Genomic DNA, 24519 nt, shown 5'->3' with positions numbered 1-24519 from the left:
GACTTCGAGCAAAACTTACTTCGAAATCATAAACAGTTACTTCGCCTGGTTCATGGCAATTCCGATTAGATTAGAGCCGGTCTGTTCAAGCAGCGTCTTCGCTTTGCGAATCGATTCCCGTTTGGACTTTCCGTATCTGGCCACCAGAATCACGCCGTCCGCTTGAGGTGCCAATATACGAGCATCACTGAAATCGACTGCCGAAGGAGAATCCAGCAGGATCAGATCGTAGTTTTCTTTTAGTTCCTCAAGCAAAGCGGTCATTTTGGGGTTCCCCAGCAAATCCGGCGGACTAACATGAGTTTTTCCTGCCGGGATGACTGAAAGATTGGCTAAGTTTCCGAGGACTGCGATGTTATCTGCTTCCTCTTGCCCACTTAAATAAGCCGCAAGCCCGTCACTCCCCTCTACTTCAAACACGGTATGAAGACCGGGATGTCTCAGATTGCAGTCAACCACCGCTACCTTCTTGCCGTCCTGGACGAAAGAAACCGCGAGATTCGACAAGATTGTCGTCTTGCCTGCCCCAGCTTCTGCTGATGTAAAGAGCAGCACTTTTCCTCCGCCGCCCTGCGCTAGTTCAAGCTGACGTATATATGTGCGCAGTGATCGGAACGATTCGGAGATATGCGAGGATGGATTAACGTCTGTAACCAGACTCTTATTTAGCCGCAACATAAGCACCCTCCTTCACTCTGGTGTCGCCTGCCGCCTTGCCCAAATCACGTTTGCGAATGGTTGCGATCGAAGCAATTACCGGTAGACCAAGGTCATATTCCGCTTCCTTTTCAGACCTTAATGTGCCGTTAAGTGTTTCCATCAGCAAAATAATTCCTAAGGCAGCCATAAGGGATACAACAAAGCTAATGATGAGATTCATCGCAAACCCGCCGTTCGAGGGCCCTGGAACATCAGTCGGATCGGCCGGTGTCAGCAAGGTAACATTGTCTACCCTCATCAGCGACGGCAATTCACGAATGAATGTCTGCGATACCGCATTTACGATCCCGGCAGCTTTGGTGTAGCTTTCATCCTGAACATTGAGGTTGATCACCTGACTCTTCTCTGAAGTTTTAATCTCAAGCTTCTGACTTAGTTCATCGGCCGTGAGACCAAACTCCGGGTGATTTTCTATTACGCTTTTCATGATGGTTGGTGACTTCATAATTTCCTTGTAACTCTCAATTAAATTCAGGCTAAAGCTCAAATCGTTAAGATTGTTGCTCTCGGGAGCTTTGGCAATGTTGTTGACAAGCAGCTGTCCGGAAGCGGAATAGACGGGTTCAACGAAGTTTTTGCTAACATAGTAAGTCGTAGCACAGGAGATCAAAACGAACACCATGATGAGCCAAAACCTTTTTTTAATCAGGTTAATGTAATCCAGAATCGTCTTTTCCACAGTAACCCTCCTTCCGCTAAAATTACATTCTGAAAGCATTCATGAAAGTTTCAGTTGTTGCTTTAATTCTATCAATCCACACCATTCGCCACATGGCTCATACCATCACTTTCCTCTTCACTTTGGAGTAAGACGTTATACCTCTTAAGAGGGGGATTAGGTATACTTTAGTGCCATATATAGGGCTAATTTAAGTTTTAACGCACAAAAAAACACGGACAACCTGTCCGTGTTCATGTACAATGCTTACGAATTATTTCAATTTTCACTCGTATGACATTTCATATTTGGTTAATCCGACAGCATTTGCATAAAGCGCTGCCTGTGTACGATCAGCCACCTGTAATTTAGCTAAAATCTGACTGACATGCTTTTTCACCGTAAATTCGCTAATGAAAAGACGTGAAGCAATTTCTCTGTTGCATGCGCCCTGCCCCAGCTCGATCAGGACTTCCTTTTCTTTGGGTGTCAATTCATCCGTTGGGCTGCTTCCACTCATGCGCATTTTATCTTCCATCAGACCAGGATCGTAATACTTTCTTCCCTTGTGCACCAATTGGATAGCAAATAGTAACTCCTCAGGCAACGCCTCTTTCAGTACATATCCATCTACCAGTACTTCTTCAGCCTTCAGGAAATCCTCTCTGCTCGCAGATGACGTCAACAAAATGAACTTACTAACGATACCACGAGCACGTGCTGTCTTAATGACATCCAATCCCGATTCATCTGCTAGCTTAAGATCAATCAATACGAGATCAGGCTGCGTCTCCTCAATCACAAGAAGCGCTTCTTGGCCATTCGTTGCCTCACCTGCAAACTGCACATTCGGCTGCATTGAAATGACAGATGCCAGTCCTCTTCTAACTAAAGGATGATCATCTACAATGACGATTTTCACAGAAACGACCTCCCGCCTAAAGTTTATGCATTCTTTAATTCAGCTACACCGACAGGAATCGAAATCATAATTCTTGTTCCTGTGCTCTCATTACTGGACAACTGAAAGTCGCCGCCGAGCGACTGGGTCAAATATTGCATATTCTTCATGCCAAGTCCGCTTACACTATCTTCAGATTCAATCCATAACAAATCAGTATCAAAACCAACACCATTATCACAAATCAATAATCGAATCCAAGTCGGCTTCAGAGACAGTTCTACATCCACTCGACTGGCAGCACCATGCCTGATGGCATTACCAGTGGCTTCGGAGATAATCCGAAAAAGCGCTTTGTGGTAAGGATAAGGGAGACTGAAATCATCGCCCGTTATTTTTAAATCAATATCAACATCATTTAACCTGGATAAGCTCTTCAAATGTGATCTTACCATGCCCAACCAAGTAGGACCGCCACTCTTCTTGGAGCTAAGACTGTAGATCGTGATCCGCAGTTCTTTAGCAACCTTTGTAGCAGAATCATGAATAAGCTCAATTTGTTCTTCTAGCTCATGATCTGACATTCTCTTCCACGATTCCTTCAGCGAATGCGTCGCATACACAATACCAAAAAGGCTCTGCGATACACTGTCGTGCATTTCATCCGCAATCCGGTTCTGTTCGTTCGTGATGATCAACCGGTTCTCGATCACACCAAGCTCATGTCTTTCAAGAATATTCGCACTTAGCTCAGATAAGAATATCAATTGTTGAATATACCATCTGCGGCCTTCCAGCCCCTCTGTAGACTCCAGCTTGAGTCCAATCATCCCTACAAAACGGGTGCTCATCCGTACAGGCATCAGCAGGAAATCTCCTAATCCCGGCAGATTTCTAAAAATAGGCTCTCGCTGCAATCTCCATTCATGCTCATGTTTTCCCAGTTCTGAGAATAGGAACTGTTCCTCTTCCTGCTGCCAGCCGGTCTGCCTGCTCTGCGGAGCTGGTTCTCCGCTTTTCTTTGCGAACCAAAACAAAGCCTTATCCAGCTTCGTTAGCTTAACAACATAATCGGTGATCACTTGACCGATATTCATGAAATCATGTTGGCTTGAGGTTTCCACGATATGGTACAGGGATTTGATATGCTCCATCGTCTCTTTCGTGCGAGCATTCGATTCTTCACGTTGCCGCTTCATCCGATTAACGATCTGCATTATTATAACCGTAAGTACCAGTGTTAGAAACAGATTGCCATTTATAAATACAATTTCCAGAAAATTTCTGTTCGCAGAATTGATAAAAAAATAACAGAGCACCGCAAAAATACTGATGTAGCTTAAGAGCAACGACCATCCAAAATAAATGGACAATGAGCCTGCAGCAATCAATACAGGATTTAGCACATAAAGCCTAAAAGAGCTTTCGTACCCACCCGTAAACAAGGTCAATGCGATAATTCCCACCATCTCTATACTAACAGCCAGGACGAGAGTCTTCGGCCTGCTGCGTAGCCTTCGATAACAAAATGAGAACGTTTGTGCAAACATAACAAGTATAGCAATAATAAGTGATTTATAAATTATGGAAGGTCCCGTCTGATCTAGAAGATACATGAGTGATGTGAGGGACAATGAAAAATACCTGTAATACGCAATCAGTTTGTCTTCTGCAGTTGGTTTGATTTTCATCCCACCACCCTATTCTCCAGTTTTTTGGAAAATGTAAGATTGTACTGTGCTCGATAAAAGCATCATACATGAGAAAAATCACAATAACAAGTTGACATTTCCCATGTTTGCGCTTCCATTTGAAAAATAGTTACAAAAAATTTATTATTTTTTTAGTAGGTTTTATCACTAAAATTTGGAATTTTATCCACTATAGTTAATAAGAACTAACGTATTTATGTAATATTAATCCATAATTTTCAACATATCTTATAAAACGACAACAATTATACAAATTATAACAATTGCTGTTGGGACTCTAGTAGGATGATGTCGATTTAAATGTTATTCCGGCAAAGCTGGGGTGCGATCCCCATATATTTTTTAAATAAACGAGAAAAATAGAACGGATCATTATAATGAAGCATACTAGAAATTTCCTTAATTTGTAATGAGGTGTTGAAAAGCAACTTTTTGGCTTCTGCCATTTTTAGACGGTGAATATATTCATGAAGCGGGTATCCACTGCTGCGCCGAACAAGACGACGAAGCGTAGACATCGAAACATGATGTTTTGCCGCTATTTGTTCTAGGTCCATTTCACCATAAATGCATAAGTTCAGGTCTTCCCGAATCTGACGCATATAATCAGCCTGAGAATTCCAACTTTTTTCTTCTATTATAAAAGAACACTCCAGCAGCATTCTTTCGAGCAATAATGCTGCCCGATCCGCATCTACAGGTTCTCCGCTCTCCATCCGTTCCAGCACTTCTTCAAATAAGGTAGTAAGACCTACTATAGATTGGGCTTGAAAAACATTTCCCCCGGCTATGAGGCCCGATTCCAGCCATTCCGATACACGCGTGCCATTAAAGTTAATATAATACTCATCCCAGCTGCCTCCCGGTGGTGGACCAAAGTTATAACTGTAACCTGGGCGGAAAAAGTATAAGCTGCCTTCACGCACCTGCTGCTCTTTTCCCCCAATCTCCATGTAGGAGCCACTACCTGACACTATGTAAACAATGGCCCAGTGCTCAAAAACTACACCTGAACGGAATAACGTTCTTCCTGGCAGATGTCCTGCCTGTCCCACCCTTATATTCTTGAGCTTCAGCTTGGAGGATTCAACCTTGGGATCAATAATTCTTATTGGATATGGACTGATCATATAATCCATGTGCTTGGACATTATAGGCATTCCTCCCCTTGTTTAGTAGTGATAAGGTTATTGTGAAGATGATCATATTCTACATGAATAAGAGGTGTCCACGCTATGCTTAATCATTCTACACTACTGCTTTTCCCTAATCCGCGTGAAATCACATTGTCACAAGGCTCCTTCCATTTCCCAACAAGCGGAAGCATCGTGCTTCCTAATATGGAAGAACAATCTGCCATGCCAGCTGCACGAAAACTACAGGAAGTGATTGCACAAGCATTGAATCTGCAGCTGACTTTATCCATTGGCTTACGTCCAACCGTTGTATCTGTCTGTAACTTTAACTATATGCCATTATTATCTGCACAGGCCTATGAGATTGTTGTCGAACAGAAGGGTATCGTTGTCTCCTATAGCTCTCCTGTAGGCGCTTTCTACGCAGCAGCAACCCTGAAACAAATCATAGAACAAAGTGGAAAATCTATACCTCAGTTGCATATTCGCGATGAACCTGATTTTGGAGCCAGAGGCCTGCTCATAGATATCAGCCGCAATAAAATCCCGAAGCAAGAAACCTTGTACCGGATCATTGACCTTATGGCTGATTTGAAGATGAATGAACTTCAGCTATATATAGAAGGTGCTCCGTTCGCTTATGAATCCTTCCCTCAAGTCTGGGAGCTTGAAACCCCAATTACCGGAGAGGAAATCCTGCTTCTGGATGCCTATTGCAAAGCACGTTATATAGAGCTTGTTCCCAATCAGAATAGCTTTGGGCATATGGAGGGCTGGCTTTCTCGTCCAGAATTCAACGCTTTAGCTGAAATTCCCGAAGGCTTTATGCTTCCGAAGAATTTGTATGCGCAGGACGTTTATCCAGAAGGCTTATTTATGCACCCTGGTACTTTTGATACCGAAGATCCTGCTGTACTACCTCTGCTAGACAAAATGTTTGACGATCTGCTGCCCTACTTTAGCTCCAATCAGTTTAATGTAGGCTGCGATGAGACCTATGAACTCGGCCTTGGTAAAAACAAAGTTCTGGCTGAAACACAAGGCAAAGGTCAACTCTATTTATCATTCCTGCAAAAAATTTATGAATTGGTTACAAAACGTGGCAAAACGATGCAATTCTGGGGCGATATCATTATCCAGCATCCCGAACTGATTCCTCAGCTTCCTAAGGATATTATTGCTATGGAATGGGGTTATAGCGCGGAGCATCCCTTCGAGTCCGATACGCTCAAATTCCGTGAAGCAGGTATTCCTTTTTATGTCTGCCCAGGCACCAGCTCATGGAACTCCATTACAGGACGCACGGACAATATGTTAGCCAATCTGCGCAGTGCAGCTATTCATGGCAAAAACAACGGCGCTATCGGTTATCTCATTACCGATTGGGGAGATTTTGGACACTGGCAGCATCTGCCGGTCAGCTATGCCGGCTTCGCCTACGGCGCAGCCCTATCCTGGAGTGTAGATCATAATCTGGAAGCAGATACTGCACAGTATTTAAATAGATTTATTTTTGCAGATCGTTCTGAGGGAATTGGCCAGCTGCTCCTGGATCTCGGTAATTACTATCAGCTTGAATCCAGTATCAACCGTTCGAATGATGCAGAAATGTCCCTGCTGCTGCGTACCCATCTGGACAATTTCCTAATCATAGAGAAGCTTACTGAGGAACACTTCAATCATCTCGAAGAATATCTGCTCTCCATTGAGGCGCGGCTATCGGGGCTAGATCTTCAATGCGAGGATGCTGCTCTTGTGCTGAAAGAATTGAGTAATGGCATCCATTTCGTGAAGCATGCTGTGCAGCTTGGCAGAATCAAGCTACAGTTGACATCAGCACCAGATTCGCTTGATCCTGCGCTGATTACGAAGCAAATCAATGATCTTGATGTACTCCTTCACCAATATCGTCTCTTGTGGACGGAACGCAACCGGCTCGGCGGCTTGGAGCAAAGTATCTCGAAACTTCAACGCCTGCGTAGTCAATATGAAGCATTAAAATCAGAGCTCTCCGCATCCGTAAGTTCCTAATCCCTCTTATTAAGATTCTCTATATAGCTGCTGTTGGGTAATCGAACGTTGAACTAACGTTTTCGGTTCGCCCAGCGCAGCTCTTCATATTGATTCTCAAGCATCTCCCGCTCACGTTGCTCGTGTTGTTCCCTGCCAATTCCCTCCTGCTGGCTTTCCTCATCCTCATAGATTCGCCATAGGTCAGAGAACAGATAGTCTTTGATTTCTACCACTTTTCCCTGCAGGATTCCGTTTATCCAAAAAAGTCCTGTGGAGGTACGCATAACCATGCGGCCATCCGGTGTTTCCGCCTTTTGACCCATTCGAATCGCCATAAGCATTTGGCCGAAAGTATACCATTCCATATTTGCTAATACCTCCTAAATTTTAGTTGTAATGGAATAAAGAGAAAGCTATAATCAGGGCAAAAGAACCATTTTCGTAAAAATTTTATAGGAGGGTTGTTATGGATTGGCTAAATGACTACGAAGATGAACTACGCTTGGTATTCCAAGAAAGCAGACGGATTATTTCCAAATTTCCAGAACCTCTAAATCAACAAGGTATGTCCTATCTTGAGCATTTTAACGTATTTAACGCTGAAAGCCACAAAAACTACATATGTTATCTTTTACCCTTTTGGCTGCAGAAGGGATGCGGAATCTCTGCAGAGGTTACTCGCCAGATGTCGATGGGCAACGTCTTTTTTATGTTGTATTTCTTCATACAGGATGACCTGATGGACAGCCAAGAATCCTCCGCATACGAAAAATTGCCCTTGGCAAATTTGCTTTATGTCGAATTTTTAAATATCTACCGGATACTATTTCCGGAGCCATCCGCTTTCTGGATCTTATTTAATCGTTATATCATGGAGTGGGCAGATAGTGTTAGCAACGAAAATACCAGTGACTATTTTCTTAATGATCGGGTCAAAATTGCCTATAAAGCCAGTCCGCTCAAGCTATCCAGCACTGCTGCCCTTCTGATGTCTGGAAAGAGTGATTTAGTGCCGCAAGCTGAAGAGCTTATCCATTCGGTTTTGCTTACACTGCAAATGCTGGATGACTATGAGGACTGGAAAGAAGATTTATCCGCGGGCAACTATAATTGTCTTCTCTCCCTAACTCGCAAACATCTGCCAAACAGCAGTGCAGCTAAACTGACTTCGCAAGAGGTCGAATTTTATCTATTCACTGCAAATGGTCTACATACCTATACGCAATTAGCACACGACACACATAACAAAGTTACAGCTTCCGACCTTGATGCCCCTCATCTTATTGCGTTCCATTCCATGCTAGTAAGTAACTTACAGCAGATCTCTGATTCCATCGAAGCGGACAAGCAGCTCTTGCTAAACGGAGGATTATATCATTGGTTGTCAAAAAATGTCCATTAATTCTATTATTTTGTAATAAAAAGAATAGTATTAGTAGTTTTGCTATGTTATATTATTAAAGGTAAATATATACAATTTGGGAAGGGTGATTATTATGTCAGAAGCAATTCTTAGAAATCAAGTCATTCAAAAGGCATGGGAAGATCCAAGTTTCAAGAAAAGACTACTCTCAGACCCAAAAGCGGCTCTCCAAGAAGCACTAGGCGTAATCATTCCCGACAGCGTTACCTTGAAAGCCGTTGAAGAAGGCTCCAACGAATTCTATCTTGTAATTCCACCAAGTCCTACTTCCGATGTATTGAAGGCAACCGCAGCACCACGCGGTTCGTGGTAAGACAACAAGATTAACCCCCTAAGGAGTGAGAATCATCCGGAGCTTCTGCCAATGGCAGTATGGTGATGGATTCGGTTCCCACTCCTTTTTTGCTTGTAAATTTCACTTTACCTTGCATAGCTTCGATGATACGGAAAGTGACCATTAATCCAAGACCTGTCCCTTTATTCTTTTTAGTGAAATAAGGCTCTCCCAATCGGTGCAGGACATCCGCGTCCATCCCTTCCCCGTTGTCTTTGATATGAATGATTACGTTCTCCTCTTCCGCATACACCGACATATAGATAAACCCTTCGTCACGGAAAGATTCAATGCTATTTTTGATAATGTTGATGAAGGCTTGCTTAAACTTTGAGGAATTCCCCTTCACCCATAATTCGCCCGATACATCGAGAATCATTTTTCCTCCATTTAAATGACAAAGCGGCTGCATAATACTCTCAATATGCTTAAATTCATTATACAAATTCAGACTGGAAATCGTCTCAAATTCCGGTTTTGCGAAGGTTAAGAAATCCGTAATGATCCCGGAAGCACGATCCAGCTCACTAAGGGCCATCGACATAAATATTTCCTCTTCACCAACGGATTTCTCGCTAAGCAGCTGAAGGAACCCCCTAGTTACCTGGAGTGGATTCCGCACTTCATGAGCAACAGATGCAGCAAGCTCGCTAATAATTTCCATTTTTTCTGAACGCTGCAATTCGTTGTTAAAACGCTCTAATTCTTTAGAATAGTTAACAACCTGTTGATGGCTATAGGCTAGTCTTCGCTCCAGAATTACGATCAAGGAGATTATGAAGGCAACAATGCCCCACTTCCACAAGAATAAATCATAGTTCCCCTTATGAATGTAATACCACAGTAACTCTGACACTACAGTAAATGCAGCCGTTCCAAAGCCAATGGCAAAAATGATAGCGTCCCTATTCCCTTTAAGCGAAAATATAATCACACATACGATCAGCAAGATGAACTGAAGGATGAGGATGAACCCGATAATAGTGGTGGATACAAAATAATAAAACTCAATATAGCTATTATTCGATAGAAAATTGATCAAAAGACATAGCAAACAAAATGAGGAGTAAATGACTTGAAATTGACGAAAACGACGAACGATCGCATATTTTCCACTGCCAAATATTTTTTCAAATAAAAGAGTAAGCGCCGGTAAAAGTGAGAATAAAGCCAAATCAAGAAATACATTACTAATCGCGCCTAAATCGCTGTAAAAGGTATAAATAAAAGGAGAATAGGTTATCGAGAGAATTCCGGTTGAACCTATTACAACGGCTAGTGAAGCCACACTGGAAAAATAGTCCCTATTAATGTAGAGAGAGCTTATAAATAGAACGATAGCCACAAGAAAAAAAGCACAGCCCAAAATCACATCGCTGAGTCCATTTTTAATATAATCATTGATTAACAGGTTGTGTTCACCGATCACTACTTCATTTTTAATTCCGATTCTATCCTGCAGCGTTTCAGTCCAAATGTATAATGTTTTCCCACTATCGCTTTGACTCAAAGGCAACAACAAAGAATAGTTATCCTTAATATAATTACGATCTTCCTCGAAGATCAAACGGTCGTTCACATACACCTTCACATGAAGAGCATATAGAGTATCAATGTAGATTGAAGGGGAGATATAACTAAAGTTAGGTATGGAAATACGAGTCCAAGAAGTGGATACGCCTGATGGCAGATGTGGGATTTCCTTCGTAGCATTCACATTTATCCAATACTGCTGGTCATTATTCTGTGGAACCTCTATGCCGCTGTTTTCGGTTCCATCACCCCATCTCATCTGCCAACTGGTAATTTCTTGGGATGGATATGGGGTCGCTGCTGATACAACAATTGAACTATATCCTATCAGAAGGAGAGTAAGGGCTATTGCTATATGTAGGACTTTAATCATCAAGCGCATATATGCACCTCAGAAATAAGTATCAGAAACAATATTCTGTCTGTACTACTTCGCTCAGCCCCTCGCTCTTTCCTTCTAAAAAACGGAATTATCATAAATTACTTCTAAATTATTCTAAGTTCTGGTATTTTTACTATAATTTCAGTCCCTTCCCCTTTCTCACTGCGAAACTCAGTGCATCCCTCCATCGCCTCAATAATCCGAAAGGTTACCATCAGTCCAAGCCCCGTTCCTTTGGTCTTATTGGAGTAATAAGGTTCCCCTAACCGAGCCAGCTCATTCCGGTTCATCCCTTCCCCATTATCATGAACACTGATTATTATATGTTTTCCAGACTTCCAGGCTGTGACTTTAATCAGCCCATTGTCCTTTAAAGCTTCGATGCTATTTTTGAGAATGTTGATAAACGCTTGCTTGAACTTGGCAGATGATCCAGTAACGTAAAGTCCTGGCTGCAGATTAAGTTCAATGACGCCCCCTTGCAGATTCGCTAACGGAGAAAGAATACCCGTCACATGCCTCAACTCTTCAGACACATCAAGCTGCTCTACGGTTTCAAGTCCTGGTTTAGCGAAGGTTAGGAAGTCTGTAATAATGAGCGTAGCCCGATCCAGTTCTGTCACTGCCATTTGCAGATATTCCCGCTCCTTTTGATCTGAACGCTCCCCAAGAATCTGCAGAAACCCCCGGGTAACCTGCAATGGATTCCGTACTTCATGGGCAACCGAAGCTGCCAGCTCACTAATAATCTCCATCTTCTCCGAGCGCTGCAAATCATTATTGAACTTCTCAAGCTGATGGGAATATTCAATAAGCTGTTCATGGTTTCGAGTAAACCTTCTTCCCAGAATGACGATTAAGGCAATTACGAAAATCACCATTCCCCATTTCCACCAATATAATTGATAGGATTGCCCCGATGCGTAGAACATGACCAGTTCACTAAGAGACATGAAAGCAAATATTGAGAACCCTGAAGTAAAAATAACAGCATCTACATTGCCACGGTTCGCGTGTATAAACGCTAAGCTGATCAAAAGTATAATTTGTACAATCATAAGGATACCTAGCACACTCGTAGTCATCAATCGATAAAAGTCATCCACCTGATAGGACAGAAGAATATTAATAACCATTAGGGAAAAACAAAATACAGAATAGACAATTTGAAACTTACGGAAACGTGTAACGATTCTCTTTTTCCCTGGACCAAATATTTTCTCAAAATAAAATGTAAAGGATGGCAAAAGCGTATATAAAGCTACATCAAAGAAAACAAGTACGATCTCTCCATAATCGCCGAGGATTGTCGGCAGGAACGATGAATACGTTACCACTAAGACGCCAATGGATAAAATAATCAGCACCAATAGATATCCGCCTGAAAAATAGCCTTTTCTCATGAATAGCGAGCAGATCAGCAGTACAATCGCAATAAAAATAAGCGTCGTTCCAATGATCAGATCCATTAAGCCCTGCTTTACATAAACAGATAACAGCTCATCGTATTGGCCTACTCTTATTTCGCCGTGAATCCCTAAGTCTTTGCTGCCACCATGGGTCCATAAATATAGCTGTTGTCCTCCAACACTTTTGGACAGAGGAATGAAAACCTTACTGCCATTGAAATTAAAATCTTTTCCGGAATCATATATTAATTCGTTATTTAAATAAGCCTTAACATTATTTCCATATACTTTATCTATGAATAACGCAGATTTATCACTAATTTGTGGTAAAGTAAACCGCAGCCAGGCTGAGGTTGCTCCACTTGGAGTCTCTGGGCTTTTCCCATGAGGCATAACACGAGTCCATTCTTCATCAAGAGCTGCCACAGCTTCTTCAATATGATCTATTTCTATACGTTCAAATTTAATCTCCCAATTGGGCAGCGTAGAGTCTGATGATTCAGCACTCACTATCGCCGTACCAAAAGGAACCATAGCGGTCAGCAGTAGAATTAATAAAAAAGCAGCCGCTATATTGAGCTTTGGCAACTTCATCGTAGCACCTCAGTAATTCATTAGTTGTTTAAACGTTCATATATGCTTCTTAATTTCGACAAGCTTCGCACTATCCCTGCCTATTCTTGTAAATTTTCTCGAAAAAGAACGTTTTTCATCAGCTTTTGCTTTCACCCATTTTTTACTAATCCAATATAGACATACCCATTTATTGGATCAGCGATTCGATCATGGTCAAACGGGTAAAGATAAACATAGGAAGTTCAAATTTTATCATAAAAAAGGAGTGAACGGCTATGGATAGTTCACCAAATAAAACTGAAGCTGACTTTGAATATGAACGTTATATACAAGCTGATATGGACGAAGAGGATATTGTTGATGATGACGCAGATCCTGTCTTGGTTGGCGATAAATACTTGGCAGCAGATATTGGTTTAAACTCACCTAAGGATGTAATCGAAAGAGATGAGCTGGTGGAATCCGATGCATATCTAGCCGCTGAAACCGCAGGATTAACCCTAGATGATACGGATTATACTAAGGATGAGGAACTCTTGGAGATGGAAGAAGAAGATCAGCCGCTGGAGGATGTTCCAGATGCGGACGATGTATATCCAAATTCCATTATTGACCCTGCCTCCCCGCCAGTGGATGTTATGCCGGGAACAGACGTTTTGAACGGTTCGCAGGGAGAATAGCAGCTTAATATGAATAAAGCCGCCGGGCTGTGAGCCCGGCGGCTTTATGTTATTTCTAAATAACGACATGCTCATTGAGGTAGCAGTTAGCCCTGCATCGTTGTTGGCTGTTCTGCGGGACGAGCAGCGGCGATTTGTGCTTCCAGCTTGCGGGTCTTAACCAATATCGCTGCTACCAGCAGCATCACTCCATTGATTACAAACACCCAACGAATTGGAATAAACGCGCCCAATAAGCCGCCGATAATCGGTCCAGCCATCGTCGCAAGCTGAGATGCCGCCTGATTCAGGCCAAAGGCCCGTCCACGGAATCCCGGCTCAATTACTTGTACAATCATGGCATTGACTGACGGCAGCACACCTGCATAGAACAAGCCGTATGCAAAGCGAAGGATAGCGAACTCTACATAGCCCGAAACAAAAAACTGTAGAATATTACCGATGCCGCCCCCGATCAGACCAATAAATAAGATCATCCCAAAGCCTTTTCGGCTGCCGAGTCTGCCCCACTGCGGAGCCATCAGCACCGTAGCAATCCCCACAGCGGAGAATACGATTCCCGAGCTTAGCGAGGCACTATTTTTGGAGATCCCCATGTCCAGTAGATAAATTGGGATTAACGGTTCCAGAATCATAACGGAGAAGGTACTGATTCCCGCCAGCGAGAGCAAAGTAATAAAAGCTCGGTTACTTCTCGCTTCCCTGATATCATCACTTACATGTGACCTTGGAGCCGAACGGTCGAAGTTCTCCTCTTTTGCAAAAAAAGTAGCAATGAGCGCTGAGATAAGTACAATACCCGCTGAGAATAAAAAAGCAATCCGGTTGCTGGTATAATAGCTCACTACACCGCCAATTAATGGCCCAATAATACTACCTGTCGCTCCGGCTGTAGACATAATACTTAAAGCGTACCCCGTCTTATGCTCAGGTGTATTGGTGGCTACCATTGCAATAGCTGCTGGAACAAAACCGGCAAGCAGTCCTTGCAGCACACGCACAATCAAAAAAACATAAGGATCATGTACAAAATAATTAATAAGGTATAAAGCTGCCAGACTAAAACCCGAGCGAATAAGCATCGGTTTCCGACCATACTTGTCGGCTAGCGAACCCCAATAGGGAGAGATTAAAGCGCTGGCAAGAAAGGTTATTCCAAAACTAACCCCTGACCAAATCTCCAAATGATTTGAAACCCCAAGTTCGTCGCTCAAAAAAATGGAAAGGAAGGGAATCGAGATCGAATAAGCTGTACTACAAAAGAAAACCCCTACCCAAAGCACGATCAAATTCCGCTTCCACGAAAAGAGCATCCTATGCACATCCTTTCTCGATGTTCTCTTTGGAAACATCCTACCATTGTAAACTTCTTTTTAAGATGTGCCAATCCCAGAAGTCATAACTGACCTTTGCATGTAATAGGACAAAGGAGGTATTATGGGAAGTACCTACGAGATTATTCAATAAAAAGGAGAGATTATTTAGTGAAGTCTACATCAACAAAATCCGCTATTCTTCTGATCATGTTATGCCTGGCCATGGTTATTGCGGCAGGTTGCGGTAACAAGCCAAACAATAACAATGCAAGCAGTAATAATGGAAGCAGCGGATCAGCACCTAGGGAAGGTGCAGCCCCAACTGAAGGCGTTCCTTCAGCTACGGCAAGTCATCCCTTAGTAACCATTGAAATGGAAGACGGGGATATCATCCAAGCTGAGCTATACCCTGAGGTTGCCCCTAACACCGTAAACAATTTCATCTCACTTATTCAAAAAGGATTTTATGATAACACTATATTCCATAGAGTAATTCCTGACTTCATGATTCAAGGCGGCGACCCTGATGGTACAGGTATGGGAGGCCCGGGTTACAGTATCGCCGGAGAATTCTCTGGCAACGGGTTCACCAATAACCTTCTGCATACAGAAGGTGTTCTATCCATGGCAAGATCACAGGCTCCTGACTCTGCCGGTTCCCAGTTCTTTATTATGGATGCAGCTTACCCTAGTCTAGATGGAAGCTACGCAGCTTTTGGTAAAGTAACTGAAGGTATCGAAGCTGTAAAAAGAATTGTGAGCCTGCCTCGTGACGGTTCTGATCGTCCAGATGAGCCACCAGTCATGAAAAAGGTGACGGTCGACACCTTCGGCGTCACTTACCCAGAACCGCAAAAGGTTCAGTAATTAGGAATAAGCAGAAACCACGTTACCGTCCTCGAAAGAGAATAAACGTTTCTTGTAGAAATAAAAGAACATAAAAAACTCGGCAGTCCCTCCGAAGTTGTAATCGGATGGAGCTTGCCGAGTTTTTTTACAGCTTATCCCCGCAGCGATCTTCTGCTAAGTGCATGTTGACCATTACGCAGGAAGGTGCTGCGGCTATTTCTTAATAGCGCTATCCGGTCCTCTGCAAGCTGGTTCGCAGCGGCATAAGTAGGTATTCCGTTCAAACGGGAAATTTCCATTACGCGGGTAATATTGTCGTAAATCTTCGCCACCTGCTTAAAGGCACGTTCCTTATTATAGCCGTTCAGCTCGTCCGCAATATTAATGACGCCACCTGCATTAATCACGTAATCTGGAGCATATACAATCCCCATCTCATGAAGTGCATCACCATGCGAGGAATCCTTCAGCTGATTATTAGCAGCTCCTGCAATCACTTTCGCCTTGATTACCCGTAAGGATTCATCGTTAATTGTCGCTCCAAGAGCGCAAGGAGCATAAATATCACAATCTACACTGATGATATCGCCTGGATCTACAGCCTTGGCGCCATAGGCCTCTACTGCACGTTGAACGGCTGGTTTATGGATGTCCGTTACGATAAGCTGTGCTCCTTCTTCATGAAGATGTTTGCACAGTGTAAAGGCCACGTTCCCCACACCTTGAACAGCTACTGTCTTCCCTTCGAGCGAATCACTGCCAAAGGCGGCTTTAGCGGCTGCCTTCATTCCTTGGTAAACACCGTAAGCCGTTGCTGGTGACGGATTGCCCGAAGAACCGTACGTAGGTGAGGTGCCAGTAACATAATCTGTCTCTTGATAAATAATGTTCATGTCCTCTTCCGTAGTCCCTACATCTTCAGCAGTTATGTACCGTCCATTTAAACCTTGTATGTATCTTCCGAAAGCACGGAACATGGCTTCATTTTTATCCTTCTTGGGATCTCCAATGATTACTGTTTTCCCACCACCCAAATTCAGGCCGGACACTGCATTTTTATAGGTCATCCCTTTTGCTAATCGAAGCGCATCAACAATAGCTTCCTCTTCCGTAGCATAGGTCCACATCCGTGTTCCACCCAGTGCTGGTCCTAGTGTCGTGTCATGAATCGCGATGATCGCCTTTAATCCCGATGCCTTATCCTGACAAAATAATAATTCCTCGTAGTCGTCCCGTTCCAATGCTGCAAACAATTCCATTTCCAATATCCCCTATCCCTTTGTCATATTCCTCATGCTGGTTCAAAGTTCATGCAATTGGAAGAGGATCAGTTGGATCCCCTCCCAAAATATTGTAGCAGAATACGCCGTAAAACAAAAAGAACTCATGTCACCATCTTAACTACTGATGGGGCATGAGCTCTTTTTATCCAATCTACTCTCATAGACAGGATTTCTATTGTACAAAATACAACGCAACTGTCAAAATGCTTTACAGTTTAGCAATTGTCTCTGTAAGTACCGGTACGATTTGCGATTTACGGGATACTACACCCTTAAGAAGCGCTTTATTGTCATCAAGCTTCACGTTGTACGCCTGTTCTACTGCACCTGCAACACGGCCCAGAGCCAGACCCACCGAATCGTTGTTGAGGATATCTGTAACTACGAACAGGAACAGATCCAATTCTTTTTCAGCAATAATGGAAGTCAGTGCAGTTTCCAGTTCAGCCTGCTTGGAGAGTACATCATTAACGTCAACCGCGTTCACTTGGGCGATTTCTACTTTGTATTCACCCATTTTGAATTCCTTAGCATCCAAGGAGATCAGTTGAGCGATACTCTTGTCGCTAAGGTCAGCACCAGCCTTCAGCATATCAAGGCCGTAGCTTTCTGCATTTACACCAGCGATTTCAGCCAATTCGCGTGCTGCAGCTACATCTTCAGCGGTGCAGGTTGGAGATTTAAACAGCAAGGAATCAGAAATGATTGCAGACAACATCAATCCGGCGATGTCTTTAGGGATAGCTACACCGTTTTCTTTATACATTTTGTTAAGAATAGTAGCAGTACAGCCTACTGGCTCAGCACGGTAGTATAACGGATGTGCAGTCTCAAAATTAGCGATCCGGTGATGGTCGATAACTTCAATTACACGCACTCGATCAATGTCATTCGCACTTTGTTGGCGTTCATTATGGTCAACAAGAATAACCTGATTAGCTTCTCCAGCTACGTTCTCTACCAGACGAGGAGCCTCTACTCCGAAATGATCAAGCGCAAATTGCGTTTCACCACTAACGTCTCCCAGACGAACTGGCTCAGCATCCCAGCCTAATTCTTTTTTGAGTGCTGCATAAGCAATTGCCGAACAAATAGTATCCGTGTCCGGATTTTTGTGTCCAAAGACCAATGTTTTTTCCATTTCCAATCTCCTTACTATGTTTTAGTGAGATTAATATACCATACATTGATAGCGGCTTCCAGATTGTGCGTGCTGAAAAAATGGTTTAGCCTCTCCCACCTACGGTTGTTCACGTCTGGTCTTTGGAAGCGGATCTGGTTTGGACTCACCATGCAGCGGTTCATTATCGGAGAAAAGATCAGGATTCTCTTTTAGCATCAGGCTTAAAATATCCGTCGTTTCTACTGTTCCACACACTCTAACTAGTGCATCCCCGAAGTTTCCCTTATGCATGGCACCGCCTTCCTCAAGCTCGCGTTCCACTTTCCAAAAATGCTCCGACCAAGAGAGACCACAATGTCTGCGAGAAGGCACCATGATTTCATCGCCACCCGGCGTCACCGTATATAATTCCTCATGACTATCCGTCATTCTGCCCGGAATATCCACCCACTCTTCAATACCGTGAATGAACGTATTCCGCCGCAGATCGACGCCCAGCAGTACTATTTCCGCCTTCCGATCAAGCAGCTTGCCCCACACTGAACCACGGGCGCATGGCGTATCCCAACGTTCATCCCCTGCAGTAAACGCCTCAGCATCAACACCCAAAGCCGCTACAGAGTGAGTCGGATGCCAAGAGCGGACAACACTTGGACGTTTTCTGAACAGCTCCGGTAATATCCCTACACAAGATGGGGAATCTTGAACAAAGAAGCGCGGATTATCCGCATTAATATAAGCCCATGTATGCGTTGGCAAAACAAGCAGCCCATCCTTCATATATTCACTGAGTGCATCCAGCACCGTGTTCGCGCCTCCTTCTACTTCGCCAACACTTTTTAACGAGGAATGAACTAGAATGGTCCCCCGTGGATCAATCCCTAACTCCTGTAATTGTTTCATCAAGCTTGTTGTTGTGTGCACTATACTCTCTCCTTATGTATGAATTAAATTTCATGAAACATTAATATCCACTTGCAAAAGTTTCTTATTACTATTAAAATTATAGTAACTTAATAATATTCACCAAAGATTCTATCGATATATTAAAAATAAATTAAAATAATCCACAAACCCAAAGCATTTACAAGGAGGTAACTACCATGAGTTTAACGTTAAAAGGACTTCACCATGTCTCAGCTATTACAGGCAAAGCACAGGAGAACTTTAAGTTCTATACAGAGGTACTCGGACTGCGTCTCATTAAAAAAACAGTAAATCAGGATGATATTTCAGTGTACCATTTATTCTATGGAGATGAGAAGGGTAATCCCGGAACCGAATTAACCTTTTTCGAGCTTCCGATGGCAGGCCGCAACCGTGAGGGCAATAACAGCATCTCCGCGCTCTCCCTTCGAGTGCCAAGCGATGCCGCACTTACCTACTGGGAGCAACGCTTCACCGAGCTTAACGTGGAGCATGGGACGATACAGGAACTTGGTGGACGCCAGACTTTATCCTTCCGCGATCACGAGAGCCAACGTTTCATTCTCGTATCCGACGAAAATGATAACGGTGTTGCCGGCGGTACTCCTTGGGCTAAAAGCCCAGTACCTGCCCAATATGGCATTGTAGGCTTAGGACCCGCACATCTCACAGTAGAAAGTGCAGAACATACAGCGGTAGTGCTGGAGCAGTTGCTCGGCTTCCGCCGTATAGGAACCTACCCTTCAACAGTTGCCGGTCAGCCAGATGTGCTCGTATTCGAGACTGGTGAAGGCGGATCAGGTGCTGAGGTTCATCTGGAGGAACGCAATGATCTGGAGCAAGAGCATTTGGGACGTGGCGGGGTACATCACGTCGCATTCCGCGTAGATAATGAAGACGAATTGAAGCAATGGATCGAACACATCCGCCAGGCACAGCTTCCTAATTCCGGTTTCGTCGACCGCTTCTACTTCCGTTCCCTCTATTTCCGCGAGCCTAACGGCATCCTTTTTGAGTTGGCTACAGACGGACCAGGCTTTGCTACAGATGAGCCTATGGAAAGTTTAGGTGAATCCCTTGCGCTGCCGCCATTTCTGGAATCGAAACGCCAGCAAATCGAGGCTTATCTGAAGCCGCTGGATACTCGGCAATAAACCTCTTCAGGTTACTAAATAAAAGGTGTGAGCCGCTTATGCGCTCACACCTTATTTTTTTATTGAAGGTTAGTAGCTTTCCCTACAATATCTAGTAGCTCCGACAGGTTTCGGATTTCGTATTTTGGCTGAACGCCGGACTCATTAATCTTCCCTAGCGGGTTAAACCAGCAGGTATCAATCCCATAATTAATTCCGCCTTGAATATCAGAGGTTAAGGAGTCACCCACAATCAATACTTTTTCCTTATCCTCAATCCCCAATTTGGCAAAAGCATAATCAAAAATCCCCGTCTCTGGCTTCTGACATCCTGCCTCCTCTGAGATAATGATCTGCTCAAATGTATCACTCAGCAGCGAGCCTTGGATTCTGGAAGTTTGCACATCCTTGATTCCATTCGTGATAATCGCCAGGCGGCAATCTGCAAGCTCTCCGCATAGCTCGATTGCTCCCTGCATCAGAAAGGTTCCTTCGCCTAAGAAACGTAGATAGGCCTCACTGAATGTTTCAGGATCAAGCTCAAGCGCATGTGCAGCAAACAACCGATTAAACCGCTCTACCCGCAACGCCGCAGATGAAATCCTTCCTTGTTCTAGATCCCTCCACAATGCGTGGTTAATCTCTTGATAACTGGCAGCATAATCTGCTGCACCTGTGGGCATCCCAAAGTGTAGAAAGGCATTAGACAACGCGTGACTTTCTGCCATTCCATAATCAAACAACGTATCGTCGGCATCAAATAAAATAACATCGTATTTCATAAATATCCCCCAAAGGCTTTTCTCAACAAGGTACTACAGCGTTGCTGGCAAGTCAACTTCACACCCCTCACGACAAAATTTTACTTTTTTAAGGTAGATTTAATCGATCTGTGGTATTTTAAAAAGAAAACGGTGGTGAGCGTCATTTTATACGTTTTATCATTTCTAATGTCATTTCTTATCGTCTACTTTCTAATTCCGCCGCTCGGCAAGCTTGCTTTTCGGCTTGATTTTGTGGACAAGCCTCGGCAGGACGTTGAGCGTAAAATTCATAGAGAGCCCATTCCGCTAACGGCCAGCTACGCCATATTCATCGGATTTTTTATCACTTATCTGGTGTTCGCGCGTGATTTCTCCATGGAGACTGTCGCATTATTTGTAGGTGGCGTACTATTGCTGACCATAGGCACGGTGGATGATTGGTACAAAACGAAAGGCAAAGATTTCCCAGCTCTGCCCAAGTTAATTGTACAAGTTAGCGCAGCGATCCTGGTTTATGTTTCTGGCAACGCCTTTACCGGATTCTACAATCCATTCTCAGGCGATTATATCGTTTTGCCTGTCATTCTATCGTTTCTGCTGACGATTATCTGGATCTTCGGTGTAACCACAGTTATTAATTTCTCGGATGGCATGGACGGTCTGGCTGGTGCCTTGACGGCCATTTCGGCGATTACGTTATTTGTTGTCGCACTGGCAAAGGGGCAATCCTCATCTGCCATTATGGCAATTTCACTGATTGGCGTTACGCTTGCTTATCTGCGCTACAATAAGCCGCCCGCCAAAATCTTTATGGGCGACGCCGGGGCAACCTTTCTCGGCTTCATCCTTGCGGTCATTGCACTCGACGGCGCGTTCAAGCAAGCCACCGTCCTGTCGCTGTTCATCCCGATTCTGGCGCTGGGCGTACCGATCTTCGACAACATTTTTGTCGTAGTCAAACGTTTCATCCAAGGCAAGTCCATTTATCAAGCCGATGCCACCCAGGCTCATTACCGCCTGCTTCGGGCAGGCCTGAACCAGAAGCAGGTCGTTGCCGTGCTTTGCCTGATTAGTGTTTGCCTATCCTTATCCTCTATCATTCTGCTGCTGATTGAGACCTAATGTATTAGGGACTAAGGGCATGTCTCATATACTGAGACTGCCCTTTGAAGTTATAAAAGGAGCAAGATTCCGATATGGAATCTTGCTCCTTTTATGTTTGAGGGTATTCTAGAGTAGCGAGAGATAGCTAAGATGCGAGAGTTTGCCAGAGCTTACGGGATCTGCGGGATCTACGGGATCTGCGGGATCTGCGGGATCTACGGGATCTGCGGGATCTGCGGGATCTACGGGATCTGCGGGATCTGCGGGGTCTGCGGGATCTGCGGGATCTGCGGGATCTGCGGGATCTGCAGGATCTGCGGGATCTACAGAGATCCACAGCGATCCACAGTGATTCACAGCGAACTCTCCAGCCTTTATCCTTACGGACTCAGGCGCCGTTATTTGTGGATTTTCGGCCATTTAGTGGTGTTTTCGGACTCAAGAGACGCTATCTACTCAAAATGGACTCATATTCAGTCTATTTCCACCCAATAGCTGCATTGGTGTCCGATAGCGCACAAATTAGAGTGATTTGTTACTTTTAGCGACTCCTGTGTCCTTTAGCTCCATTTGCAGTATTACTGCTCAGTCTTTCTAACCTACACTCTGCTGCTAGTGGGAAGAGTTACGATCTGCGGGATCTACGGGATCTGCGGGGTCTACGGATTTACGGATTTACGGAGATCCATGGCCAATTCCCCAGCTTTTACTCTTACGGACTCAGGCGCCGTTATTCGTGGATTTTCGGCCATTTAGTCGTGTTTTCGGACTCCAGAGACGCTATCTACCCAAAATGGACTCATATTCAGTCTATTTCCACCCAATAGCTGCATCGGAGTCCGATAGCGCACAAATTAGAGTGATTTGTTACTTTTAGCGACTCCTGTGTCCTTTAGCTCCATTTGCAGTATTACTGCTCAGTCTTTCTAACCTACACTCTGCCGCTGGTTAAAACAGTTGCAATCTACGGGATCTGCGGGATCTGCGGGATCTACAGAGATCCACAGCGATCCACAGTGATTCACAGCGAACTCTCCAGCCTTTATCCTTACGGACTCAGGCGCCGTTATTCGTGGATTTTCGGCCATTTAGTCGTGTTTTCGGACTCCAGAGACGCTATCTACCCAAAATGGACTCATATTCAGTCTATTTCCACCCAATAGCTGCATCGGAGTCCGATAGCACGCAAATTAGAGTGATTTGTTACTTTTAACGACTCCTGTGTCCTTTAGCACCCTACCTCCGAATACATCAATCACCCATCGTTCTCTTGCGTAAACTCAGCTAATCTGCGATAAATCCCAACGATCTCTTCCATCGGCATTCTAACTAATCCGCTAGAAGAGGGTGCAACAAATTCACGAACGCCATCTACCTTTGGAGGCACGTCCCCTTGAAATCCCCAGTTAGCTTTTGTTCTGCGGCTAAACTCTGTATACACACCCTTACCTACAAAACAGGCGACTTGAGGCCGATATTTCTCCAGCTTGGAGCGAAGCATTTCCCGGCCCTCCTGGTATTCTTCACGAGTAATATCGTCGATTCCCCGTGTGGGACGGGCAACAATATTTGTAAACCCATAGCCCAGCTTAAGCAAGTCCCCATCCTCAGACGCATCATACAACCGGGGAGTAAGTCCAGACTGATGTAATATTCTCCAGAAATTATTCCGCGGATTCGCGTAATGATGTCCTACCTCGCCAGAACGGATACTAGGATTGAACCCAATAAATACAATCTGTAATCCGTGATCTAAGTGATCTGGAATTTCATCCATGTTATTATGCCTCCTAACCAAACGTCGATCTAGTTCAACTTACGGGGTATACACCTTAAGACAGGACGGCGGTATATGACCTGCCAACCATACCTTATTACCCGCATTATAAAAGGTTACACCCATTTGACCCGCTCTAATCGTATCAACGGTTAACAATATCAATTTCCCTCTGCGACTTCCGGCTAAACTGGCAAAATGAGTCCCCTCAGACAAATGAACATACTGCCGTTCCATCGATTGGAGCCCCTCCTCCAAAATCACAGAAAGCACACCAGAATGGGTTCCGTGAAAAAGTATAGCAGGCGGAGTCCCCGGCCCATAAGTGATTTTTGTATGGCTATGCCCGTACCGGGCTTTGATCCGGTCGTCAATGATTTCCAATCGTTGCTTGTCGCAACCTGCGACCACTTGCCGAATATCTCCCACAGTCACCTCTGACCATCTAGGAGTGCTTACAATAACAGACAGTAAATCATCCAACCTACAGGAACCATCCTCTGGATCCAAAATAAGACCATATTGCTCCGGGGTATGCCGAAGCAGCTTAGTCATAAATTTACTTAACGACACTTCCGCTGTATTGCTTAACATTATATTTTCACCTCAATTTTTCCTATTTATATTATTCTACAGTAAAGGATCTCTTCGAAGCAGATTCCAGAGGCATTACAGCAATCACACATCCATGTATTACCTCTTACTATGCAAAAAAGACCATGGACTCTATCGTCCATGGTCGGGCTTCACCTAAATACAAAACTCC

Annotated in this window: 23 protein-coding genes; 7 read left to right on the top strand and 16 right to left on the bottom strand. The window is 44.0% G+C overall.

From position 1 onward, the window contains the following. Positions 1-36 precede the first annotated feature (36 nt). From MHH89_RS26840 to MHH89_RS26820, 5 genes are all read right to left on the bottom strand, one after another. The gene (locus MHH89_RS26840) at positions 37-678 is read right to left on the bottom strand and encodes a CpsD/CapB family tyrosine-protein kinase (RefSeq protein WP_076129268.1); all 642 of its coding nucleotides are present in this window, start codon (positions 676-678) and stop codon (positions 37-39) included. Beyond that, entirely contained in the window at positions 662-1399 is a 738-nt protein-coding gene (locus MHH89_RS26835) for a YveK family protein (protein WP_076129269.1), read from the bottom strand. The genes MHH89_RS26840 and MHH89_RS26835 overlap by 17 nt, the downstream gene beginning before the upstream one ends. 265 nt (positions 1400-1664) lie before the next feature. Further along, complete coding sequence (locus MHH89_RS26830) at positions 1665-2300, bottom strand: response regulator (protein ID WP_036676623.1); 636 nt, start codon at positions 2298-2300, stop codon at positions 1665-1667. 23 nt (positions 2301-2323) lie between these two features. Further along, on the bottom strand, positions 2324-3970 hold the full coding sequence (locus MHH89_RS26825; RefSeq protein WP_076137153.1) for a sensor histidine kinase: 1647 nt from the start codon (positions 3968-3970) through the stop codon (positions 2324-2326). 317 nt (positions 3971-4287) lie between these two features. Further along, positions 4288-5142: a helix-turn-helix transcriptional regulator gene (locus tag MHH89_RS26820; protein ID WP_038568894.1), complete on the bottom strand. Its 855-nt coding sequence runs from the start codon at positions 5140-5142 to the stop codon at positions 4288-4290. Positions 5143-5226: 84 nt separating this feature from the next. Between MHH89_RS26820 and MHH89_RS26815 the strand changes: the two genes are divergently transcribed. Then, positions 5227-7158 (top strand): glycoside hydrolase family 20 zincin-like fold domain-containing protein, encoded by a 1932-nt coding sequence (locus tag MHH89_RS26815; protein ID WP_341088568.1) that lies wholly within the window; start codon positions 5227-5229, stop codon positions 7156-7158. A gap of 53 nt (positions 7159-7211) precedes the next feature. On the opposite strand, the gene MHH89_RS26810 is transcribed toward MHH89_RS26815, so the two are convergent. Then, positions 7212-7505, bottom strand: coding sequence for a hypothetical protein (locus tag MHH89_RS26810; RefSeq protein ID WP_076137149.1), 294 nt, complete (start codon positions 7503-7505; stop codon positions 7212-7214). Between the two features lie 101 nt (positions 7506-7606). Between MHH89_RS26810 and MHH89_RS26805 the strand changes: the two genes are divergently transcribed. Then, positions 7607-8542: a hypothetical protein gene (locus MHH89_RS26805; protein ID WP_340393404.1), complete on the top strand. Its 936-nt coding sequence runs from the start codon at positions 7607-7609 to the stop codon at positions 8540-8542. Between the two features lie 94 nt (positions 8543-8636). After that, positions 8637-8876 (top strand): NHLP leader peptide family RiPP precursor, encoded by a 240-nt coding sequence (locus tag MHH89_RS26800; protein WP_170914256.1) that lies wholly within the window; start codon positions 8637-8639, stop codon positions 8874-8876. A 10-nt stretch (positions 8877-8886) separates the two neighbouring features. Here the strand turns inward: MHH89_RS26800 and MHH89_RS26795 are convergent, their stop codons facing one another. Together MHH89_RS26795 and MHH89_RS26790 are read right to left on the bottom strand one after the other, a co-directional pair. Then, on the bottom strand, positions 8887-10803 hold the full coding sequence (locus tag MHH89_RS26795) for a sensor histidine kinase (protein WP_256717070.1): 1917 nt from the start codon (positions 10801-10803) through the stop codon (positions 8887-8889). Positions 10804-10916: 113 nt separating this feature from the next. Then, entirely contained in the window at positions 10917-12815 is a 1899-nt protein-coding gene (locus tag MHH89_RS26790) for an ATP-binding protein (RefSeq protein ID WP_341088567.1), read from the bottom strand. Between the two features lie 257 nt (positions 12816-13072). Here MHH89_RS26790 and MHH89_RS26785 point away from each other — a divergent pair, with 257 nt between their 5' ends. Then, positions 13073-13477, top strand: a complete 405-nt coding sequence (locus MHH89_RS26785) for a hypothetical protein (protein ID WP_051490926.1) — start codon at positions 13073-13075, stop codon at positions 13475-13477. Between the two features lie 86 nt (positions 13478-13563). On the opposite strand, the gene MHH89_RS26780 is transcribed toward MHH89_RS26785, so the two are convergent. Continuing rightward, positions 13564-14790: an MFS transporter gene (locus tag MHH89_RS26780; RefSeq protein ID WP_076194175.1), complete on the bottom strand. Its 1227-nt coding sequence runs from the start codon at positions 14788-14790 to the stop codon at positions 13564-13566. A 210-nt stretch (positions 14791-15000) separates the two neighbouring features. On the opposite strand from MHH89_RS26780, the gene MHH89_RS26775 reads away from it, so the two are divergent. Next, on the top strand, positions 15001-15660 hold the full coding sequence (locus MHH89_RS26775; RefSeq protein ID WP_341088830.1) for a peptidylprolyl isomerase: 660 nt from the start codon (positions 15001-15003) through the stop codon (positions 15658-15660). A 134-nt stretch (positions 15661-15794) separates the two neighbouring features. Here the strand turns inward: MHH89_RS26775 and MHH89_RS26770 are convergent, their stop codons facing one another. The 3 genes from MHH89_RS26770 to MHH89_RS26760 form a co-directional block, all read right to left on the bottom strand. Further along, positions 15795-16901 (bottom strand): Glu/Leu/Phe/Val family dehydrogenase, encoded by a 1107-nt coding sequence (locus tag MHH89_RS26770; protein ID WP_076129277.1) that lies wholly within the window; start codon positions 16899-16901, stop codon positions 15795-15797. A gap of 232 nt (positions 16902-17133) precedes the next feature. After that, positions 17134-18066: a manganese-dependent inorganic pyrophosphatase gene (locus MHH89_RS26765; RefSeq protein WP_076129278.1), complete on the bottom strand. Its 933-nt coding sequence runs from the start codon at positions 18064-18066 to the stop codon at positions 17134-17136. A 99-nt stretch (positions 18067-18165) separates the two neighbouring features. Beyond that, entirely contained in the window at positions 18166-18972 is an 807-nt protein-coding gene (locus MHH89_RS26760; protein ID WP_076302833.1) for an AAC(3) family N-acetyltransferase, read from the bottom strand. Between the two features lie 179 nt (positions 18973-19151). Between MHH89_RS26760 and MHH89_RS26755 the strand changes: the two genes are divergently transcribed. Beyond that, entirely contained in the window at positions 19152-20129 is a 978-nt protein-coding gene (locus MHH89_RS26755; RefSeq protein WP_076129280.1) for a ring-cleaving dioxygenase, read from the top strand. A gap of 59 nt (positions 20130-20188) precedes the next feature. Here MHH89_RS26755 and MHH89_RS26750 read toward each other — a convergent pair whose 3' ends face one another. Then, entirely contained in the window at positions 20189-20890 is a 702-nt protein-coding gene (locus tag MHH89_RS26750) for a YjjG family noncanonical pyrimidine nucleotidase (protein ID WP_076194170.1), read from the bottom strand. 168 nt (positions 20891-21058) lie between these two features. Here MHH89_RS26750 and MHH89_RS26745 point away from each other — a divergent pair, with 168 nt between their 5' ends. Further along, positions 21059-21994, top strand: coding sequence for an MraY family glycosyltransferase (locus tag MHH89_RS26745; protein WP_076129282.1), 936 nt, complete (start codon positions 21059-21061; stop codon positions 21992-21994). A gap of 108 nt (positions 21995-22102) precedes the next feature. Here the strand turns inward: MHH89_RS26745 and MHH89_RS26740 are convergent, their stop codons facing one another. The 3 genes from MHH89_RS26740 to MHH89_RS26730 form a co-directional block, all read right to left on the bottom strand. After that, entirely contained in the window at positions 22103-22333 is a 231-nt protein-coding gene (locus MHH89_RS26740; RefSeq protein ID WP_341088564.1) for a hypothetical protein, read from the bottom strand. An 898-nt stretch (positions 22334-23231) separates the two neighbouring features. Beyond that, positions 23232-23753, bottom strand: a complete 522-nt coding sequence (locus MHH89_RS26735) for a mismatch-specific DNA-glycosylase (RefSeq protein WP_076129577.1) — start codon at positions 23751-23753, stop codon at positions 23232-23234. A 39-nt stretch (positions 23754-23792) separates the two neighbouring features. After that, entirely contained in the window at positions 23793-24347 is a 555-nt protein-coding gene (locus tag MHH89_RS26730) for an RNA 2'-phosphotransferase (protein WP_076220336.1), read from the bottom strand. Positions 24348-24519: the final 172 nt, after the last annotated feature.

This window comes from Paenibacillus sp. FSL H7-0323 (assembly GCF_038002725.1).
Classification (GTDB): domain Bacteria; phylum Bacillota; class Bacilli; order Paenibacillales; family Paenibacillaceae; genus Paenibacillus_AQ; species Paenibacillus_AQ odorifer.
Note: the sequence above shows the minus strand (reverse complement) of the source record. Positions and strands in the feature narration are given on the sequence as shown.

Excerpts from the sequence above, each read along its gene's own strand:
- MHH89_RS26840 (WP_076129268.1), bottom strand. The coding sequence starts at position 678 with ATGTTGCGGCTAAATAAGAGTCTGGTTACAGACGTTAATCCATCCTCG.
- MHH89_RS26825 (WP_076137153.1), bottom strand. The coding sequence starts at position 3,970 with ATGAAAATCAAACCAACTGCAGAAGACAAACTGATTGCGTATTACAGG.
- MHH89_RS26820 (WP_038568894.1), bottom strand. The coding sequence starts at position 5,142 with ATGTCCAAGCACATGGATTATATGATCAGTCCATATCCAATAAGAATT.
- MHH89_RS26815 (WP_341088568.1), top strand. The coding sequence starts at position 5,227 with ATGCTTAATCATTCTACACTACTGCTTTTCCCTAATCCGCGTGAAATC.
- MHH89_RS26810 (WP_076137149.1), bottom strand. The coding sequence starts at position 7,505 with ATGGAATGGTATACTTTCGGCCAAATGCTTATGGCGATTCGAATGGGT.
- MHH89_RS26805 (WP_340393404.1), top strand. The coding sequence starts at position 7,607 with ATGGATTGGCTAAATGACTACGAAGATGAACTACGCTTGGTATTCCAA.
- MHH89_RS26800 (WP_170914256.1), top strand. The coding sequence starts at position 8,637 with ATGTCAGAAGCAATTCTTAGAAATCAAGTCATTCAAAAGGCATGGGAA.
- MHH89_RS26795 (WP_256717070.1), bottom strand. The coding sequence starts at position 10,803 with ATGATTAAAGTCCTACATATAGCAATAGCCCTTACTCTCCTTCTGATA.
- MHH89_RS26790 (WP_341088567.1), bottom strand. The coding sequence starts at position 12,815 with ATGAAGTTGCCAAAGCTCAATATAGCGGCTGCTTTTTTATTAATTCTA.
- MHH89_RS26785 (WP_051490926.1), top strand. The coding sequence starts at position 13,073 with ATGGATAGTTCACCAAATAAAACTGAAGCTGACTTTGAATATGAACGT.
- MHH89_RS26780 (WP_076194175.1), bottom strand. The coding sequence starts at position 14,790 with ATGCTCTTTTCGTGGAAGCGGAATTTGATCGTGCTTTGGGTAGGGGTT.
- MHH89_RS26775 (WP_341088830.1), top strand. The coding sequence starts at position 15,001 with ATGTTATGCCTGGCCATGGTTATTGCGGCAGGTTGCGGTAACAAGCCA.
- MHH89_RS26770 (WP_076129277.1), bottom strand. The coding sequence starts at position 16,901 with ATGGAATTGTTTGCAGCATTGGAACGGGACGACTACGAGGAATTATTA.
- MHH89_RS26765 (WP_076129278.1), bottom strand. The coding sequence starts at position 18,066 with ATGGAAAAAACATTGGTCTTTGGACACAAAAATCCGGACACGGATACT.
- MHH89_RS26755 (WP_076129280.1), top strand. The coding sequence starts at position 19,152 with ATGAGTTTAACGTTAAAAGGACTTCACCATGTCTCAGCTATTACAGGC.
- MHH89_RS26750 (WP_076194170.1), bottom strand. The coding sequence starts at position 20,890 with ATGAAATACGATGTTATTTTATTTGATGCCGACGATACGTTGTTTGAT.
- MHH89_RS26745 (WP_076129282.1), top strand. The coding sequence starts at position 21,059 with ATGTCATTTCTTATCGTCTACTTTCTAATTCCGCCGCTCGGCAAGCTT.
- MHH89_RS26735 (WP_076129577.1), bottom strand. The coding sequence starts at position 23,753 with ATGGATGAAATTCCAGATCACTTAGATCACGGATTACAGATTGTATTT.
- MHH89_RS26730 (WP_076220336.1), bottom strand. The coding sequence starts at position 24,347 with ATGTTAAGCAATACAGCGGAAGTGTCGTTAAGTAAATTTATGACTAAG.